At 62.3% G+C, this 18597-nt stretch carries 13 protein-coding genes; 6 read left to right on the forward strand and 7 right to left on the reverse strand.

The window, feature by feature from the left end:
• Position 1 precedes the first annotated feature (1 nt).
• The 6 genes from FNU76_RS13245 to FNU76_RS13270 form a co-directional block, all read right to left on the reverse strand.
• Positions 2–1708: a GspE/PulE family protein gene (locus FNU76_RS13245; protein WP_144278642.1), complete on the reverse strand. Its 1707-nt coding sequence runs from the start codon at positions 1706–1708 to the stop codon at positions 2–4.
• A 155-nt stretch (positions 1709–1863) separates the two neighbouring features.
• Positions 1864–3648, reverse strand: a complete 1785-nt coding sequence (locus tag FNU76_RS13250; RefSeq protein ID WP_144278643.1) for a hypothetical protein — start codon at positions 3646–3648, stop codon at positions 1864–1866.
• A 551-nt stretch (positions 3649–4199) separates the two neighbouring features.
• The gene (locus FNU76_RS13255) at positions 4200–6614 is read right to left on the reverse strand and encodes a secretin GspD/PilQ domain-containing protein (protein ID WP_144278644.1); all 2415 of its coding nucleotides are present in this window, start codon (positions 6612–6614) and stop codon (positions 4200–4202) included.
• 74 nt (positions 6615–6688) lie between these two features.
• Positions 6689–7129 carry a hypothetical protein gene (locus FNU76_RS13260; protein WP_144278645.1) on the reverse strand — a complete coding sequence of 147 codons (441 nt, stop codon included), beginning with the start codon at positions 7127–7129 and terminating at the stop codon, positions 6689–6691.
• Positions 7123–7917, reverse strand: a complete 795-nt coding sequence (locus tag FNU76_RS13265) for a hypothetical protein (protein ID WP_144278646.1) — start codon at positions 7915–7917, stop codon at positions 7123–7125. The genes FNU76_RS13260 and FNU76_RS13265 overlap by 7 nt, the downstream gene beginning before the upstream one ends.
• A gap of 62 nt (positions 7918–7979) precedes the next feature.
• Positions 7980–9038, reverse strand: a complete 1059-nt coding sequence (locus tag FNU76_RS13270; protein ID WP_144278647.1) for a PilN family protein — start codon at positions 9036–9038, stop codon at positions 7980–7982.
• Between the two features lie 321 nt (positions 9039–9359).
• On the opposite strand from FNU76_RS13270, the gene FNU76_RS13275 reads away from it, so the two are divergent.
• Positions 9360–10163, forward strand: a complete 804-nt coding sequence (locus FNU76_RS13275; RefSeq protein ID WP_223879013.1) for an ABC transporter permease — start codon at positions 9360–9362, stop codon at positions 10161–10163.
• Between the two features lie 22 nt (positions 10164–10185).
• Positions 10186–11469, forward strand: coding sequence for an ABC transporter ATP-binding protein (locus tag FNU76_RS13280; RefSeq protein WP_308418549.1), 1284 nt, complete (start codon positions 10186–10188; stop codon positions 11467–11469).
• A gap of 30 nt (positions 11470–11499) precedes the next feature.
• On the opposite strand, the gene FNU76_RS13285 is transcribed toward FNU76_RS13280, so the two are convergent.
• Positions 11500–12120, reverse strand: coding sequence for a methyltransferase domain-containing protein (locus FNU76_RS13285; RefSeq protein WP_144278650.1), 621 nt, complete (start codon positions 12118–12120; stop codon positions 11500–11502).
• Between the two features lie 496 nt (positions 12121–12616).
• Here FNU76_RS13285 and FNU76_RS13290 point away from each other — a divergent pair, with 496 nt between their 5' ends.
• From FNU76_RS13290 to FNU76_RS13305, 4 genes are read left to right on the forward strand one after another with little or no spacing between them, the layout of a single operon-like run.
• Positions 12617–14080, forward strand: a complete 1464-nt coding sequence (locus FNU76_RS13290; RefSeq protein WP_144278651.1) for a class I SAM-dependent methyltransferase — start codon at positions 12617–12619, stop codon at positions 14078–14080.
• A 38-nt stretch (positions 14081–14118) separates the two neighbouring features.
• Positions 14119–15297, forward strand: coding sequence for a glycosyltransferase family protein (locus FNU76_RS13295; protein ID WP_144278652.1), 1179 nt, complete (start codon positions 14119–14121; stop codon positions 15295–15297).
• Position 15298: 1 nt separating this feature from the next.
• Complete coding sequence (locus tag FNU76_RS13300) at positions 15299–17470, forward strand: glycosyltransferase (protein ID WP_144278653.1); 2172 nt, start codon at positions 15299–15301, stop codon at positions 17468–17470.
• Entirely contained in the window at positions 17467–18378 is a 912-nt protein-coding gene (locus FNU76_RS13305; RefSeq protein ID WP_144278654.1) for a glycosyltransferase family 2 protein, read from the forward strand. The genes FNU76_RS13300 and FNU76_RS13305 overlap by 4 nt, the downstream gene beginning before the upstream one ends.
• Positions 18379–18597: the final 219 nt, after the last annotated feature.

Consider the following 18597-nt stretch of genomic DNA (forward strand, 5'->3'; position numbering starts at 1 on the left):
ATCAGGCCGACCGGTGGGAAACCGTGGAGCCGGCGACGGCGAATACTTCTTCCAGGCTGGTCAGGCCGCGTACCGCCTTGAGCAGGCCATCTTCATGCAGGGCGCGGAATTTGTCGTCCAAGGACCGCAACAGGTCGAAATGCGAGGGCGAGGGTTGGCTGAGTACCGCGCGGACGCGATCAGTAGCGGGTAATAACTCATAAATTGCGGTACGTCCTCGATAGCCGCTACCCCCACAGCTGGGGCATCCTACAGGCCTACGGAAGCACCATTGGGCTGGGAGGGTGCCTAGCTTGGCGAGTGTGGCCTTGGCGTGTTCGGATAGGAGCGCGCTGGGATCGTAGGGTTCGCTGCAACTGGTGCATAGCCGCCGTACCAGGCGTTGGGCGATCACACCGCGGACGGTGGCGCCGACCAGGAACTGTTCAACACCCAGATCGACCAGCCGCAGGAATGCGGTTGCGCTGTCGTTGGTATGCAGGGTGGACAGGACGCGGTGGCCGGTCAGCGAGGCCTGCACGGCGATACGGGCGGTATCGACGTCGCGGATTTCGCCGATCATGATGGTATCGGGGTCGTGGCGCAAGATGGAGCGCAAGGCCGCGGTAAAGGTAAAGCCGATTTCGGCATTGACCTGGAACTGGGTGACGCCCTCGATCTTGTACTCGACCGGGTCCTCGACGGTGAGGATGCGCTCGCGCTCGCGGTCACAGGCCGACAGGGCGGCATAGAGTGTGGTGCTCTTGCCGGAGCCGGTCGGGCCGGTGACCAGGATGATGCCGTCAGGCAGCGACATCCAGTCCTGGAACATCCGTAGATGGTCCGGTTCGAAGCCGAGCCCGTCCAGCGAGAAACGCTTGTTGTGCGAGACCGGCAGCAGCCGCATGACCAGCGATTCGCCGAACACCGAGGGGATGACCGAAACGCGGATATCGGTTTCCACACCGGCGGCGCGGTTGGAAAAGCGTCCATCCTGGGTCAGGCGGCGTTCGGAGATGTCCAGGCCGGACACCAGCTTGATGCGGCTGACCACGGCGTCGAAGCGCTCGCGCGGATAGTGCTCGGTGCCTTGCAGGTGTCCATCGACGCGGTAACGGACGGTAAAGCCATATTCGAGCGGCTCGATATGGACATCCGAAGCGGCCTTGTCGTTGGCGCGTGCCAGCATGGCATTGACCAGCTCGACCACGGGCGCGTCCTCGGCCATGCGGCGCAGGTCCTGGTCGCCTTGCTGGACATCGGCGGCAATGCGGTAGACCTCGGATAGCAGGCGCTCGAAATCGCGCTGTGCGATCAGCGCCCAGCCGTAGTGCTGACCCGCCAGGGCGTGCCCGTCCAGGTACTCCAGCAGGCCGGAGTCGAGCGGGTCGCGGCAGACGACCAGCGGGAGGGCGTCCGTACGCGGCAGTATCAGGAAGGAGAAGCGTTGTGCCAGGGCACGGTTGATACCTTGCGCATTGTGGAAGGTGCGCATACCGCTGACCGCGTCAGGGTGCTGCAGTACATCGAAGATGGGGTACCCCAGCTGGCTGCTCAGCGCCTCCAGCAGGGTGAATTCGGAGATCAGGCCCAGCCTGATCAGGATGGCGCCCAAACGGTCGCCGCCGCTATCGCGCTGCAGGGCTACCGCCCGCTGGACCGCATTGGCATCGAGCGCGCCGCGCGCTATCAGTATCTCGCCAAGGCGTAGGGTGGGTAGCTCGGACAAGGTTGGCTTCCTAGGAAAACGAGCCGCGATTTTAGCATTGACCGGCGTAAGCGCCGAGCAGATCGCGGACGTAAAAAAACCGGGGAGCGAACTCCCCGGTTTTACAGCTTGAATCTTGCCTTGCGGCGAAGACTCGACGCTAAAGTACCTGTGGCTTAGTTGCCGCCGTTCAGGCCCTTCTGTGCGTCTTGCTCTTGGTACTGACCTTCGTTTGCCGGAGCGCGGTCGGTCGAACCGGTGAAGTCAACGCCTTGGCTGCTCGAAGCTTCGATGAAGTTCTTCGAATCCGGGTTGTACAGGTAGTTTTGTACGCGCAGGGTATCGCCGTCTTCCGTGGTCAGACGCAGACGCGGAGCGGAACCAGCGGTACCGACAGCGGTGGTTGCGTTCAGAGCAGCGGTAGCGTGGGCAGGTGCGTTGGTCAGCAGCGTGTCCACTTCAGCCGGGGTCATGTTCAGCACGGCGCGAGGAGCCAGAGTGGCAACCTTGCCCCACTTGCCGTACATGCCGTCAGCGTGGATGTACTGGCCGAATACGGTGGCAGTACGGGTTTCGCTGGTGTTGATCAGACGAACAATGCTCATCCAGCCATCGGTACGGGTGCTGTTTGCGTAGTTACGGACATCGATCTTGATCGAGCCGGACAGAGCGTACAACGGACCCTTACAGAAGTTGTTCTGTTCGTTCAGATCGGTACCTGCAGCGGCCTTGACAACGGTAGCTGCATCAACAGCGAAGTTGCTGCCTGGGATCAGAGCGGTGCCGGACACGCCGTAGCAAACGTGGACTGGGCCAGCGCCGGTGACGCCGAATGCAGCGTTCACGCCAGCGGTAGGAACGGTCAGGGTGATCGGACCAGCTGCGTTGCCTGCAGTGATGGCCACGGCCGAACCAGCAACCGGAGCGGCACACAGAGCATCGGTAGCCAGGAACAGCGAACCACCAACCGACAGACCTTGCGAAGCGGAAACCTTGACGGTCACGCGCTCAACTTCCACATCACCGGCAACGGTCACAGCGGAGCCCGTACCGTGGATAGCGGTAGCGATACCCTTCAGACCGGCAGGAGCGGAGGCGTCGGCCAGGATGTACGGATCCAACAGGTTGGAGTCGTAACCACTGGCGTTTTGTACCAGCGAAACGTTACCCAGGTTAGCCAGGGTGGTGCTGATGAACGAAGTACCAGTGGTGCCGGCGAACAGGGTGTTGCCGCTGGCAACGTTCAGCTTGGCGTTACCGGACGACTTGGTCACCTTGACCAGGATGTTGGTCGGGAAGGTGATCAGGGTCGTGGCGTTGGTCGAGCCGGAACGGTTGTGTTCGTCAGGCGTAGCGGTCGTGTCGCTGGCCAGCGAGGCTGGAGCGGACAGGGCCACATAGTGCTTGAACGAGATCGGCAGGGTCTTCACCTGCACGTCACACTCTTCGATAGCCTTAACGACGGTGAACAGACCCTTGATGGTCGGGTTGTTAGCCGGAACGGTGGAGCTCGAGATCGAGATGATCGGTTGCTTGATCAGGCCAGCAGCCAGACCGGAACCATCGCTGTGCACGGTGATGGTTGCGTACAGCACATTCGGGCTGCCAGCGTCGATAGCCAGGGTATCTACAGTGTAGAGACCGTGAGTAAGGCCTTGAGCAACGGAAGTACCGGTTTGGCCGTCAGCAACGACGATGCTGGCTGCAACACCGGCGGTGTTCCAGGTAGCGCCTGCAGGCAGGGCGAACTGGATCTGGAACGTTTGGTTTTGCAGGCGTGCATCGACGTCGCCCGAGAAACGGTAGGCTACGGTAGGCGAGGTCACGGCTTGTGTATCGGTCGTGATAACTTCACGAGCGATCGACACGGACGACGACTGGATTTGGCCGGCGTAGCTACCCGTGGCGGCGAGGCCTACCAGGGCGCCCATGACGAGGCGGGAGATCAGCTTTTGGTTCATGTTTGGATAGTCCTCAAACGTAAGATAGCTTTGGAATGCATGCCAACCCGAGTAATCATGTTGCGCATGTCGCCTAAATTTTTCGGCGGTGCAATCATAACTGTCCGTGTTTGCGCATGCAACTTGTTTGCCGGGCGATGCCGCACAAGGTAGGGCTTGTAAAGCTTAGCACGCCGTCAGCCAAAATGCGGCGGCACACATTGCGTGAGTACGATTGCTTGTTCGCAACTGAAACCGCCGCAAGGCTTGACCCTGTGCCCGACTATGACAGAGCCGCTGTTCGCGAGCTTAAACCATTCATTCAATCCGTGCCAACCCGGGGAAATGCGCAGTGCCAGTATTGGCGCGGCCTGGCAATGCACGGGATGGCCTTTCGCGAGTAAATGGTTTATGCCGGTTTATACCAACCCCGGCTGCCCTACCTTCTGATAAAACAACGGTTTATGTAAAAAATCCCCGGGATTACCGATGCGGGGGGTAATTATTATTGTGAAGAATCGCTATTGCCGGCGGCCGGTTAATTGTTGTGGTGAAGCAACGCCGGCCATCGCTCAGGGTTTACGGCTTCTTTGCAATGCTTCGAACAATTCCTTGTTTAAGGCTTCATCGCTTACTACCCGGCCTTTTGGATTTTTGTCAGCGGCCGCGGGTGCGGTTTTGGCTGGCGGCGAAACAAGGGGCTTTTCCCCTTTGTAGGGGTTTTCCGACGGCTTGGCAGTTTCGCCTGGCGATGCGGAAATAGGCTCCGATTTCGCTTCCGCCGCCACCTGGGCCTCGCTTTTCGGCTGGTAAGGACGTGATTGGTAGCCGCGCACTGCGTTTGGCGGTGGGGTGTCGGCCGGTAATAATGCCTGGCCGGTCGCTTTTTCGTTTCCAGCCTTCGGCGGCATCGCGACGGCGTCGTTCAGCAGCGGCTTGGTCCAGGGGAAGTTCTTGCGGAAGGCGTCGCTCACGGCCTGGACGTCGAAGTCGTCTTCGATGGCATAGGCGGTGATCAGGATAACCAGCTCGGTACGATCATTATTAATATTAGTGGAGCCGAACAGCAGCGGTCCGACGACGGGGATGTCCTTGACGTAGGGGAGTCCGGCGTTGTTGTCGCTGCGGTCGTCGCGCATCAGGCCGCCCAGCACGATGGTATTGCCGTCGGTGACGGTCAGCTTGGTGGTGAGCTTGCGGCTGCTGATCACCGGGTTCTTGTTGGTGCCGGTGTTGTTGGATGCGGCCGAGCTGACCTCCTGGTCGATATCCAGATCGATGCGCCCACCGGCATGCACCACCGGGCGCACCTTCAGGATCACGCCCACGCTGCGGTACTGGACGGTTTCCAGCAAGCCGCCAGTGGTATTGGTGCTCTGCTGGCTGGTGGTGACGGGCACCTCCTGGCCGACATTGATGGTGGCGTCTTCGCCGCTGCGGGTCAGCAAGGAAGGGTTGGCCAGCACGCGGGTCTTGTTGGTGGAGGCCAGGGCATTCAGCAGCACACGCGGCGTGAGGCCCGAGCTGAGCTTGAGCACCGTGGTCGCGCCTTCCTTCAAGGTGCCGGCGAGGATATTGGTCTTGCCGAGGGTGCCGGTCAGGCCGCCGATCTTCAGGTTTTGCAGCAGCCACTCGAAGCCGAAGTCCTCTTTCTCGGTCAGCCGCACTTCCGCTACCGACACCGATACCAGGGCATTCTTGGCAGGCCGGTCCAGCTCTTTCAGCAGGCTGATCCACTGCTGGTATTCGGCCGACGAGGCTTGCACGATGATGCTGTTGGTGGCCTTGTCCACCACGACCCGCGAAGGGCCGCGACCGGTCGCATTGCCGGTGGCGCCGGCGGCCGCCGGCGCGGCTTGCACGCTACCGCCGCCCAGCACCTGGGACAGGGTCGCGGCGATATCGGTCGCATCGGCATTGCGCACCGGATAGATAAAGTAGTTGCTGTTGCGCGCCTGGGTGGGCTGGTCCAGTTCCTCGGCCCATTTCATGGTGTGGTCGAGCAGGGCCTGGTTGTTGGCGAAGACAATGATGGAATTGATCGGCCCGACCGGGATCATGACCAAGGGCGCCGGCGAGGTAGGCTGCGTGCCGTTGAAGTAGCCTTCCGTGGTCAGGATGTCCGACAGCCGCTTGGACAATTCTTCGGCCGACCAGTAGGTCGGCACGATGCGGGCGCCCAGCCGGCCGCGCATCAGGGGCTGGTCCAGCACGGACAATGCCTGCAGGGCGGCGCTGACATTCTGTGGCGCGCCGCTCAGCATGATGGCGTTGCGGGCGTTGTCTTCCTGGGCGGTGATCTTGCTGCCGAAGGCGGTGCGTAGCCAGTTGACCGCGCCGACCGTATTGGTGTGCTCCAGCTCCACCAGGTAGAACAGCGGGCGCAGGCTTTCCGGTACTTCCGGCAGGGCGCGGCCGCGGCGGATTTCCGGCAGGGAGCCGGAATCGTTGTTTTCCGGTACGAAGCGGGTCAGGCCCGGCAGTTCCTGTACGGTAATGCCATAGGAGCGCAGCACGGTCTTGGCCGCTTCGTAGAGCTGGCTGGGGGTCTGCGACTTGCCGGTACGCATGCTGACCAGGTCCTGGCGCGTCTGTACCTGCGGGTCGATGGCGATGGTTTTTTTCAGGATGACGCCGAACACCGAATCGATGAACTGTGGCAGGGCGATATTATTGAATACGACCGAGGCTTCCTTGCCCGGCTCGTCAACGATCTTGGCCGGCGCAGGCGTGGCTGCTTGAGCGCCGGTCTTGAACGGCGGAATGGCGGGCGTCTCGAAGAAGCGATTGGCGGGCGCATCCGCGGCCTTGGTTTGTTCGATCTCGTTGACGGAGCGGTCCTGCGTGGCCGGCTTGGGGGAGGCGCCCGACAGCCAGGGTTGGCTGGCGCAGCCGGCCAGCAGGCTGGCCGTCAGTAGCAGGGGCAGCGGCTTGAGTGCAGCGAGGGTGGGAGCGGAAGAGCGGGGGCGGATGGGCTTGGCGGACATAGGTATGACAGTTCTCAAGTGGGTGCGGGCAGCGGGCGAGGTCCGCAAGGACTTGCGGCTAGGGCGTCGCGTGCCTATTCCAGCGCATGGGTAGTGCTGGATTTTTCGCCGGCGCGGCGCACAACGATCTCAGCACTGCTGATTTTGAGTAGCTGACTGCCGTCCGGCAGGGCATCCCCGACATGAAACGATTTGATCTCGCCGCGGGGCGAGGCCAGTACCACGAAATTGCCTTTGCGCTCCTTGACGATGGCGATACGGGACCAGACTTCCGCCTGGGACTTGGCGCCGCCGGCAACCGGCTCGACGCGCTTGCTGCCCCAGATATCGCTCTTGGCCAAAGTGTTCAGCGCCGGTTTGGTATCGAGGCTGTCAGGCAGATCCAGTTCGGCCATGCGCCTGGCGGGCGCAACGATAGTGCTGCGGTCGGGCGGGCTATAGTTGAACCAAGTCAATAAGCCCGTGCTTAACCAGGCCAGCGCGGCCAGTAGGCCGATTCTGAAAAATCCTACCATTTCACTTCCACCACTTTTTTCGGCGCTTCGGGGTTGGCTTCGCTTGCGACGGGGGCTGCCGTCTCGATCTTGGCTGCAGCCGGCGTATCCGTGGCGGACGTCGTTGCGGCGCCGGATAGCTTGGCCAGCGTCAAGACGGAAAGTTCAACGCGGCGGTCGGCCGCATTGACCGTGAGTTGTTCGATCAGGGTCTGCTTGTCGGCGCCTTCCAGCGCGGCCAGCGCCTTGCCCAGGGTGGCCGGGTCGAACGGGAAGCGGATGGCCGTGCGCAGTTCGATCAGGTCGCAGCGGTCGCCGCGGCACGATTGACTGGCGGACGTGTCGCCCCCGCCGGCTTGTTCGCCGCCCTGGTCCAGGAAGCGGAATACCGGCTGCGAGACGGTCGCGCCGCTTACGCCGGCTTCGCGCAGGCTGCTGTTCAGCCACTCGCCCAGTTCCGCCTGGGCAATCACCGGGGTGGACGAGTGCCAGAAGGCTTTGTCGATATGCTCGCGGACGGCGTTGAGACGGCCTTGCCGCGCCGACTGCTGCATGGGGCTACCCAATTGCTTGCGCATGCCGGACGTTTCGGCCAGCAGCGTTTCCAGCTTGCGCACCGCGGCGGTCTTGCGGTCGGCAAGATTGAGCAATCCCATGACGATGGCGACCAGGGCGATGGCGGCCAGGCCGGCTTGCAGGCGGGGATTGGCCTGGACTTCCTGGCGCAGCTGCTGGAGGGCGGCAGCCAGGCGAGAGGGTGGCGGGCTGTGAGGGGGCGAAGCCGGCTTCTCACTGGTTGCGGAGATCAAAGTCCTGTTTCCTTACGATATGCCATGACACGATTGACGATGCGCGGGCCGGGCGGGCGTGGCTAAGGTTGCTCGCGCGGGGCGGCCGCCGGAGTGGTGGCCTCCTCGGGCAGGCGCAGTTGCACGCGCAGCGCGCCGGCGGGTGGATCGGGCAGCAAGGCGACGTCGGCGAATAGTGCGCTTTGCTCCAGCGAGGCCAGCACATCGGCGCCCTTGGCCTTGGCGCCCAGTCGCAGGGTGGCGGTGACGCTGTCGCCGCGATAAATCCATTCCGATAGATAGACATCGGCACGGGCGCCGACGATATCGCGGCGGGCCAGCTCGGCCAGCCAATGGATCTGGCGGGGCGCCTTGCTGTATTCATGCATGGCTTCGGTGATGGGCTGCAGCTGGCTGATGGCGGCGTCCAATGCCTTGGCCGAGGCGGTCAGCTTGCGTAAAGCGCGCGCCTCTTGTTCGGTGGCCTGGATATTGCTCTCCAGCTTGGCCAGTTGGGTGAATTGCAGGGTCGCGATACAGCCCACGATCAATACAAATGCGCCCGCGCCCCATGCCCAGGCGGGGATGGGCTGGGCCAGCCGGCTGTGTATGCGCCAGCCCGCTTCCGGCGAGTTGCCGCGCGCCACGGTGACGGGGTTTTCCAGGGCCGGGTTGGGTTCCATGCCCAGGTCGCGGCAGAAGGCCAGCCGTTCCGTGGCATCGGGGCGATGGGCAAACCAGCGCGAGCGGTAGCCGCCCAGCTCGTTCACGCCTTCCAGCTCGTAGCCTTCGGTGCAGCTGAGCAGCCGGATGCCGCTGTTCAGCGGTTTGCGCCAGAGCGGTTCGGGCCAGGCTTGTACCCGGCCGGTGGGAAACAGCTGGCGCGCTTCCTGGTCATTCCAATACCAAACCTGCGCTTGTTCACCGCTGACGCGGTAAGCGAAGCCGATTTCGTCGAACAGGCCGAATTGCTGCAGGCGCAGCAGGATGGCCGATTCGAAATGTTTGCGGGGTACGCCGCGCAGGGGCACGACGGCAAGATGGCAGCGGCGGCGCGGCATGATCTGTTCGGCCGCGGCCAGGCCGAGTAGCCGGGCGAGGCCTTTGCCACTGGTGCTTATCATGTCCGCAATGGCGGTCATGAACGCGGGAAGTCCGGTTCTATCCACTTTCAAATTCAGCCCATTCAATTTGATTGCCGCGTGGCGAAAGGCCGTCTTTGCGAGGGGCCGCGCGGTTCACGGACGTGGGAGTGCAGCCATCCGTCACGTCAAACATGGCATAATACACTAGGCTGTGGCTGTCTAGCCTCTCGGGCCGGATTTGCACCTGGCCGTCCCGAAGTAGCGTCGTGGCCGAGTGCCCGCTGTGCCTTGTTTGCCGGCGATATCGCTACTTCAAAAAGAATTTATCCTGGTCTGCGCACTCTCGCCGCGGCTCCCCCCGTTCTAATGACCCTCCGCATGCGCCCATCCTCCTCCTTTCTGCAAACGTCTCGTCAGTACGCCGCCCTGGTCGGGCAACTTACCGTCCGTGAAGTGCTTGGCCGCTATCGCGGTTCGGTGCTGGGGCTGGCCTGGTCGGTGGTCACGCCGCTGCTGATGCTGACGGTCTATACCTTCGTATTCAGCGTGGTGTTCCAGGCACGCTGGAGCGGCGCACCGAACAATCACTTCCAGTTCGCCTTGATGGCCTTTTCGGGTATGGCGGTGTTCATGCTGTTCTCCGAGGTGATGGCGCGAGCGCCCATGCTGTTGGTGCAAAACGCCAATTACGTCAAGAAAGTGGTGTTTCCGCTGGAAGTCTTGCCGCTGGTCTCCATCGGCGTGGCGGTTTTCCATGCGTTGATCGGTTTCCTGGTATTGACGCTGTTTGTCGCCGTCACTCAGGGATTAGCCGTTACCGCACTGGCCTTGCCGCTGGTCTTGCTGCCGCTGCTGCTGTTATTGCTGGGCCTGGCCTGGATGCTGGCGGCCTTGGGGGTCTATCTGCGCGACATCGGCCAAGCCATCGGCCTGCTGGTGACCGTGCTGCAATTCCTTTCCCCGGTCTTCTATCCCGCCTCCGCGGTGCCGGACGCATTTCGCGCGGTCATGGTGTGGAGTCCGCTCACCATGCCCATCGAGATGATCCGCCGCATCCTGCTGGACGGGCTGTGGCCCGATTGGTTGGCGCTGGGAGGCTATTTCGCAGTGTCCGCCTTGGTCGCGGTGCTGGGTTTCTGTTTGTTCGCGCGCCTGCGCAAGGGGTTTGCCGATGTGCTCTGACGCTGTGATTTCGGTTGAGGGCGTGTCCAAGCACTACCCGGTATACGATCGGCCCCATCATCGTTTGCTGGAAGTGCTGAGCGGCGGGCGCCTGCGTTATGGCCGTGAATTCGCTGCCTTGGAAGGGGTGAGCTTTTCGGTGGCGGCGGGAGAGACGGTCGGCATTATCGGCCGCAATGGCTCGGGCAAGTCCACTTTGTTGCAGATGGTCTGCGGTACCCTGTCGCCCACCTCCGGCAGCATACGGATCAAGGGTAGCGTGGCCGCCCTGCTGGAATTGGGGGCGGGTTTCAACCCCGAATTCAGCGGCATGGAGAATATCCGCCTCAATGCCGCCATTCTCGGGCTCAGCCAGGCCCAGGTGAATGAGCGGCTGGACCGCATACTGGCTTTTGCCGATATCGGCGATTTCGTCCATCAGCCGGTCAAGACCTATTCCAGCGGGATGTTCGTGCGGCTGGCCTTCGCCGTGGTCGCCCATGTCGATGCCGATGTGCTGGTGATCGACGAGGCCCTGTCCGTCGGCGATGCCTTCTTTACCCAGAAATGCATGCGTTTTCTGCGCGGCTTCCGCGATCAGGGCGGCACCTTGCTGTTCGTCAGTCACGATAGTGGGGCGGTGGTCGGTCTGTGCGATCGGGCTATTTGGCTGGACAAGGGCCGATTGCGCGCGGAGGGTAGCGCCAAGGCGGTGACCGAGCAATATCTGCACAGCAAATACGCCGGCGAGGACGACGCGGTCGGTGCCATGCCGGCGGCGGTGAGTGCGGATGAGCCGGTTGCCGCCGAGGAAGCGGCGCTGGTGGTTGGCGGCGGAGCGCTGGCCATTCCCGACGAGGGGGCAGGGCAGGCGTTTGGCGCAGGTGGCGCCACTTTGACCCGGGTGACCCTGCAAGACGAAGGCGGCCGCCCTATTCTGGTGACGGAAGGTGGCGAGCGAGCCGTGTTGCGTATCGAGGCGCGCTTGGGCGAGGCGCTGGAACAGCCCATCTTTGGTTTTTACGTCAAGGATCGCCTGGGGCAGGTGGTGTTTGGCGAAAATACCGCCGGTCATCCGGACCAGATTGTCCGCACCGGTATGCCGGGCGAGACGCTGGCGACCGAATTCCGCTTCCGCATGCCCCATCTGCAGGCAGGGGATTACGTGATTACCGCTGCGGTTGGCGAAGGTGACCAGGACGCGCATCGCATCCATCACTGGATACATGACGCCCTGGCCTTCCGCTCGCAGAGCGTGGTGCTGCATGGTCTGTTGGCACTGCCCACGGCTGTGCGCATGTGTCGAGTGGAGCCGGTCGACGCTTGATGCGGGGCGTGCCGGCTCTTTTCGGGTGCCTTAGCCAGCCACGGTGCTGCCCAGCAACATGGCCCTGTGTTGCAGGCGCTGCTTGAAATAGCGCTTGAAACTACGCCAAGGCGACAGGCGCGGCTTGCGGCAGATCAGGACCGTATCGTGCCATTCGTCGCTGGAGTCGGCCGGATCGCCGCTGCCTTGCCATTGCGTGCTTGCTTGCAGGATTTCCATCTGCACAAAACGCGCCATTGCCGCCGCGCCGTCCCTATAGAAGCGCCAGCAGTCGACTGGGTAGCGATGTTCCGGTCCGCTGGACGGTACGACGATGCAGGCCATGCCATCCGGCTTCAGGACGCGCGACATTTCAAGCAGGGTGACCCAAAAGTATTCGACGTGCTCCAGCACTTGCCCGGAGATAAACACATCGATGGAGCCGTTTTCGATTTCCCGCCAGTTGTAGGGCTGCTGCAGAATCAGGTCGACATTGGGGCCGGCTTGCAGGTCGGCGCCAATATATTCCCATTGGGGGTCATTGAAGATGGGCTTATAACAGGCGCCGATCTCGGTGCTGCCGAGGTCGAGTATGCGTAGCTTTTTACCTTCGTATGCTTTGAGATAAGTATCTCGGAATACCTGCATTTTCTGCAGTGAGCTGATATGCATTGAATAAACCTTCTGGATCAAAGAGCAATTGCCGGCATTATAACGGCCCGGCGCTGGCGGCTGGCGATGAGTTCGGAGATTCTTGCGGTGCCCGATGTGAATAAGACCTTGCTAATCTTAAGATTTATATTTTGCTGCGTGCAAGGCCGCTCCCGGTGCCGGGTGAACGGTATTTGATCGGCAGGGTATATGCGGGTTTAAATCCATTTTGCCGGCGGGTGAATTGTATCGCGGCTGCGGTACCGCCGCATAGTCGGGGCGAGGTGTTACAATCATGCCCGCTTGCATGGCCAAGGGCTTGGTGAATAAGGATTTTTTCAATTTTCGACGGCTTGCCGGGAATGTTTTTCCGCCCATCCCGGTCCCTGGGGTGTTGAAACCGTTCTCCGATGGACGGTCGGACGCTTGGTCCGGGAATTGAGTTTCGATCGAGTTCCCGGTCAAGCCGAGCTGGAAACTTGTTTTGTTGGAGAACCGATCCGGTTGAGGGGGGGCTTTGAATAAACATATATACCATCGCGAAATCGACCAGCAAGCCGGCGATTCGCTTGCCCATATCGCCGGACTTATCCAGCACGCCGGCGATGTACTGGACGTAGGTACCGGCAGCGGCGCATTGGGCCGCTACCTGGCCGGCCTGGAGGGTTACCGCGTAGACGGCATCACCTATAACCCGGCCGAGGCCGAGTTGGCCGCACCGCACTATCGGCAGCTGCATGTATTGAACCTGGAGCAGGCAAACAGCCTGGACGTGCTGGGCGAGCGCCGCTACCGCTATATCGTATGCGCCGATGTGCTCGAGCACCTGGCCGGTCCGGCGCCGGTCCTGGCGCGCCTGGCAGCCTTCCTGGCCGACGATGGCGAGTTGATCATCTCGGTTCCCAATATCGCCTATATCGGGGTGGTGGCGGAGTTGCTGGCGGGCGAATTCCGCTATCGCGACGAAGGGCTGCTCGACCATACCCATCTGCATTTCTTTACCCGTCGTTCGCTGGCCGAAATGCTACGGGGCGCCGATCTGGGCGTGCGTGCCTGGCGTTCGGTATCGCGGCCGCTGCCCGCTTCCGAGTTCGCGGCACGGCGGCTGGACCACCTGCCTGACAGCATGCAGCGGTTTCTCAGCGGCAGGGAAGATAGCCATACCTATCAGTTCGTCCTGTTGGCTGGGCGCGGCATTGAACAGGCCGACGCGGAGGAAAACCCGCCACTGTTCGATACCCCGCACTTCAGCGCCCAGGTATTCTGGGCGGAGCAAGGCGGCGCCGGCTTTGCCGAGTCGCAAAGCGCACTCGCATACGGCTTGCTGGGTCAGGAACGGCAAGTGCTGCGCTTCTCCATCCCCGCCATGGCGGCCCCCTTGGCGTCGCTGCGTATCGATCCGGCCGAGCGGCCCGGGTTTGTCCGCCTGTTCGAAATCCGCCTGGTCGATGCAGCGGAGCAGGTTCGCTGGCGATGGCACCCCGCCCAGCATGATTTCAGCACCGCACACGGCTTGGTGGCCTGCCCCGCCGCCTGGAATAATCCCGAGCGGCAGCTGGCGCTGCTGAATGACGATCCGAATTTCGTCATCAAGCTGGACGAGCCCCTCCCGGCCCAGCAGGGGCTGACGCTGGAACTGGAATTGGGTTGGCCCTATCTGCCGGAAGCCGCGGTGCTGGGGCAGCAAATGGGCGCCATGCAGGAGCAAGCGCATATCGAACGCGAGCGCTTACTGGCGGTACAGCGGCAGCAGTGCTCGGAGCTGGCGGCGAGCCAGCATCGGCTGGGGGACCTGCAAGCGCAGCTAAGCGCGCATATCGAGCAAATCGCGCAATTGGCACAACAGAATGGGACGCTGCGCATCGAGCTGGCCCACGCGCAGGATGCCTTGGCACATGCACGCGGCATGCTGGCGGCGGTGCGCGGAAGTAAATTGTGGCGGCTTGGCCGCCGGCTGCGTTTGACCCGGATTTCGCTGTAATCCGGTCTGCATACTGAATACATCTCTGGAATATCAAAATGGTCGTTTTCTTTACCAGCATCACCACCAACTATCTTCCCAAGGCGCGCGTACTGGCCGAGTCCGTCAAGCGGCACCATCCCGACGGGCATTTCATGCTGCTGCTGTCCGATGCCTTGCCGGACTGGCTCGACCTGGAGAACGAACCGTTCGACAGCGTCGTGACGGCCGACCAGCTGGGCATTCCCGACTTCCCCCGCTGGGCCTATATGCACTCGGTGGTGGAGCTTTGCACCGCCGTGAAAGGTCCGGCCTTCCGCTGGCTGCTGAATGAGCGCGGCGCCGAGAAAGCGTTCTACCTGGATCCGGATATGGCGGTGTTTTCGCCGCTGACTCCCTTGATCGATCGCCTGGATCAATCCAGCGTGCTGCTCACGCCCCATCAGCTCGAGCCGGAAACCACGCCGGATGCCGTGCTGGACAATGAGATCTGCAGCCTCAAGCATGGTGTGTTCAATCTGGGCTTTCTGGGCCTTCGCAATAGCGAAGGCGGCCGCAAGTTCGCCGACTGGTGGGCCAAACGCCTGCTGGATCATTGTTACGACGATATTCCCGGCGGGCTGTTCACCGACCAGCGCTGGGTCGATCTGGCGCCCTGCTTCTTCGACGACCTCGAGATCGTCCGCGATCCGGAATACAACGTCGCCACCTGGAACCTGACCCATCGCCACGTCGAAGGCAGTCTGGCCGGCGGCATTACCGTCAATGGCCGTCCTTTGCGGCTCTATCATTTCTCCGGTTTCGACAGCGGCGCCCAGGAGCAGATGCTGAACAAGTACGGTCGCGGTAATACCACGCTGTGGGAAATGCGCGACTGGTATATCGCCGAATGCGAAAAGCATGGCCAGGAGGCGCTAGGCCGCCTGCCCGCGATCTATGGCGTCTACGACAACGGCGAGAAGGTCAGTCAGCACCAGCGCCTGCTGTATCGGAGCCGTACCGACCTGATGGCGGCTTTCCCGAATCCTTATGTCACCGATGTCCCCAAGCACAGTTATCTGCATTGGTACCGTACCGAGTTCGCCGCCAACCAGGCCGACGGCATCCAGGAGCCGGCCGAGCTGCTGCGCTACGAATTGCAGCAGCATCGCAATTCGCTGGAACGCATCCACCGTTCGCGTGCTTGGCGGCTTTCACAGAAGATAGCCTCACTGGCCCGGCTTCTGCGCTTGGCCTGATATGCCGACGCTACATCTTATCGCCACACGCTCCAGCGAGGAGCTGGCGGTGGTAACGCTGCAGGATCTATGGACGAACAGTCGGGCTTCCCTGGCCGTGACTGTCCACGCCCGGCCCGAGACTTGCGCGCGATTGCGCGTACGTTGGCCGGAAAACGACAGGCTGAGCTACCAGGCCTGGGATGCCGCCTTGCCGCTTGCCGCATTGCTGGCCGGCGAGGGCGGACAGCTCTGGCTGGCCGCGGGTGTCCGGCTACCGCTCGCTTGGGATGCACGGTTATTGGCCATGGCCGCCGCTACGCCAGGATACGGCGCGGTATCGGTACTTTGCCCTGCGTTTACCGAACATTACCCGGCCAAGCTGACAAGCGAGGATATGGACGATTGGCAGGGCCTGGATAGGCGCGTGCTGGATGGCGGCATGGGACACGTGCTTGCGACGCTCCATGTTTCGCCCGTATGCGCCTTGTTGCAGACGGCGGTACCCGCCGGCGTGCAATCGGACGATCTTGATTTCGGCGACCCGGCGCAACGGTCGGTGTTCGGCGTGCGTTTGCTGGATGCCGGCGTGGCGCTTGGCGTAGCCGACAGCGTGCTGGTGCATTGGTCCGGCCCGGCCCTGCCGCTCCCCGCCCTGCCCGAGCGCTTGAAGGGGCTTGGCGCGGCGCATGCGCACGCCAACCCACTCAGCTGGCGTCAATTCAGGGCCGAGCCCTTCCCCGGCTATCTGCTGGATGGCAGGCCGGTACAGCTGCATATCATGCATAGCTGGGGTGGCGGGCTGGAGCGATGGGTCAAGGATTACTGCGAAGCAGACAGCGGCCGTATCAACCTGGTGTTGAAGTCGGTGGGCAATATCGGCCTGTACGGACAGCGGCTGGCGCTATACCTCGATATCGACGATGCCCAGCCGGTCCGGGTGTGGGATTTCGCGGTCGCGATACGCGGTACGGCGGTCAGCCATCCCGATTATCGGCGCGCGCTGCGGGAGATCGTCGAGGTCTTCATGGTCGATGCGGTGTTGGTTTCGTCCCTGATCGGCCACTCGCTCGATGTATTCGATACCGGCTTGCCCACTACGCATATCTGGCACGAGTACTACCCATTTTGCCCGGCCCTCTACATTTACTTCGACGGTATCTGCCGAAGTTGCGATAGCAGCCGCTTGCGCGCGTGTGCCGCCACCAATCCCGCCAGCCGATTGTTCGCCAATGTGTCGGACAGCGAATTGCTCAATGTGCGCAGTGCTTATGTGCAGACGGTACGCCGGCAAGGTACTTGCCTGGTTGCGCCTTCCGCCTCGGTGATTCGTCATTTCGGCGAGCTGGCGCCGGCGCTGCTGCAAGGTGATCCCGTGGTGATCGCGCATGGCACCGATTGGCCCGAAGCGGCACGGGTGCCGGCGCCACTGGCGAGTGCCAGGCCGCGTGTCGTGGTACTGGGGGTATTGATCGGGCATAAGGGTGCGGATTTGTTCGATGCCTTGCTGCCGAAGCTGTTGAAGGTAGCCGACGTCGTCCTGCTCGGCTGTGGCGAGAGTGGCGAGCGCTATATGCGCGTAGCCGGCGTTCGGGTGATATCACGCTATGAGCGCCACGCATTGCCGGACCTGCTGGTCGAGTTGGCACCCAGCGCCGGCCTGCTGCTGAGTGTGTGGCCGGAAACCTTCAGCTATACCCTGTCCGAATTATTGTGCGCGGGCATTCCCCCCATCGCGCCGGCCCATGGCAGCTTTCTCGATCGGATCAAGGACGGTGAGAACGGCTTTCTCTGCGAACCCAGCGTGGCGGCGTTCGAACAGCGCCTGGCCGAGCTACTGACCGAGCGGACCGCGCTGGAGCGGGTACGCGTGAATCTTCAGACCTTCCGGCATCGCTCGCGCGCCGAGATGGTGGCCGACTACCACGCCTTGCTGCCGGTGCAGGCCATGGGCTCGGGATTTTCCCCCAGGCCGCGTGGCGGCGAGCCGGAAGTGGTGGCGCGGAGATATTTTCCCGGCGGCGCTCCCCTGCCGCTACGGGAAGCACTGGAGATCGCGCATGGCTACTTGCGCAGCAAGATCGCCCATAGCGCCCGCTTGCGCCTCTGGCAGCGCCGTTTGGTCAATGGCGGGCTGGAGATCGTGATGCGCGTGCTCTATCGCATCTGGCGCTTGGCGGCGCATCGACGATGAAGCGCATGGACTGCAGGGTACTTGGCGTGTTGGTGACCTATCAGCCCGATCTGGCCCAATTGGAAAAGCTGGTGCATGCCATCGCGCCCCAGCTGGACCGGCTGCTGATCGTCGACAATGGCAGCAAGGATGTCCATGACCAGCTGGAAGCGCTGTGCGCCGCCTCCCCAAGACCGACGACGCTGCTGCGCAATGCGGGCAACCTGGGCTTGGCGGCGGCGCAAAACCAGGGAATCCGCCAGGGTGTGGCAGGGCAGGCCTCGCATATTCTGCTGCTTGATCAGGATAGCCTGCCGGCAGCGGATATGGTGGCGCAGCTATTGCTCGTGGAGCGGCAAATCACGCAACAAGGGTTGCCGGTCGGCGCGCTGGGACCTTTGTGCGTAGATCGCAAGACCGGCGAGGCTATCCCCTTCCTGCGCTTTGGGTGGCTAGGCATCAAACGCTTCGGCCGTTCGCCGGATGCGCGGCAATGGATGCAGGCCGATTTCGTGATCGCCTCGGGCTGCTTGATGCCGATCGAGGTTTTCGCCGCGGCCGGGGAGATAGACGAGGCCATGTTCATCGACCAGGTGGACGTCGAGTGGTGCTACCGTCTCAAGGCGGCGGGCTTGCCCGTTTACGGTGCCTTTGCCGCCCGCATGGAGCACTCGATCGGCGACCAGGCCATTTCCTTGTTCTGGGGCTTGCGCAAGCAGCTGGTGCACGGACCCACCCGGCTCTACTACATCACGCGCAACCGGATCTGGCTGTATTGGCGGCCCTATATTCCCATGACATGGAAGTGCCAGGACGCTTGGCGGATGGTGTGCAAGATGGCGCTTTTCAGCCTCTTTATCCCACCTCGCCGACAACATATGCATGCGTTCTGGAAGGCATGCCGGGACGGCTTGCGTCGGCCCTTATAAGGCCTGTCCACGGGCAGGATTGAAGCGCCAACAGCCAAGCCCGCCGCATGTTGGCGCTTCGGATTTGCGTTTCCCAGCGTTACGATCAAGGACTGGACAGGGGGGATGCCGGCCGCGAGGTTCAATCTCCCCGCTGTCTTTTGCCGGGTGCGATTCAGGCCTTTGCCTGATGGGTAGATGCGTTCGCTAAGCGTTTAATGGCTCGGACGCCTGTTTGGG

The sequence above is a fragment of the Chitinimonas arctica genome, from assembly GCF_007431345.1.
Lineage (GTDB): Bacteria > Pseudomonadota > Gammaproteobacteria > Burkholderiales > Chitinimonadaceae > Chitinimonas > Chitinimonas arctica.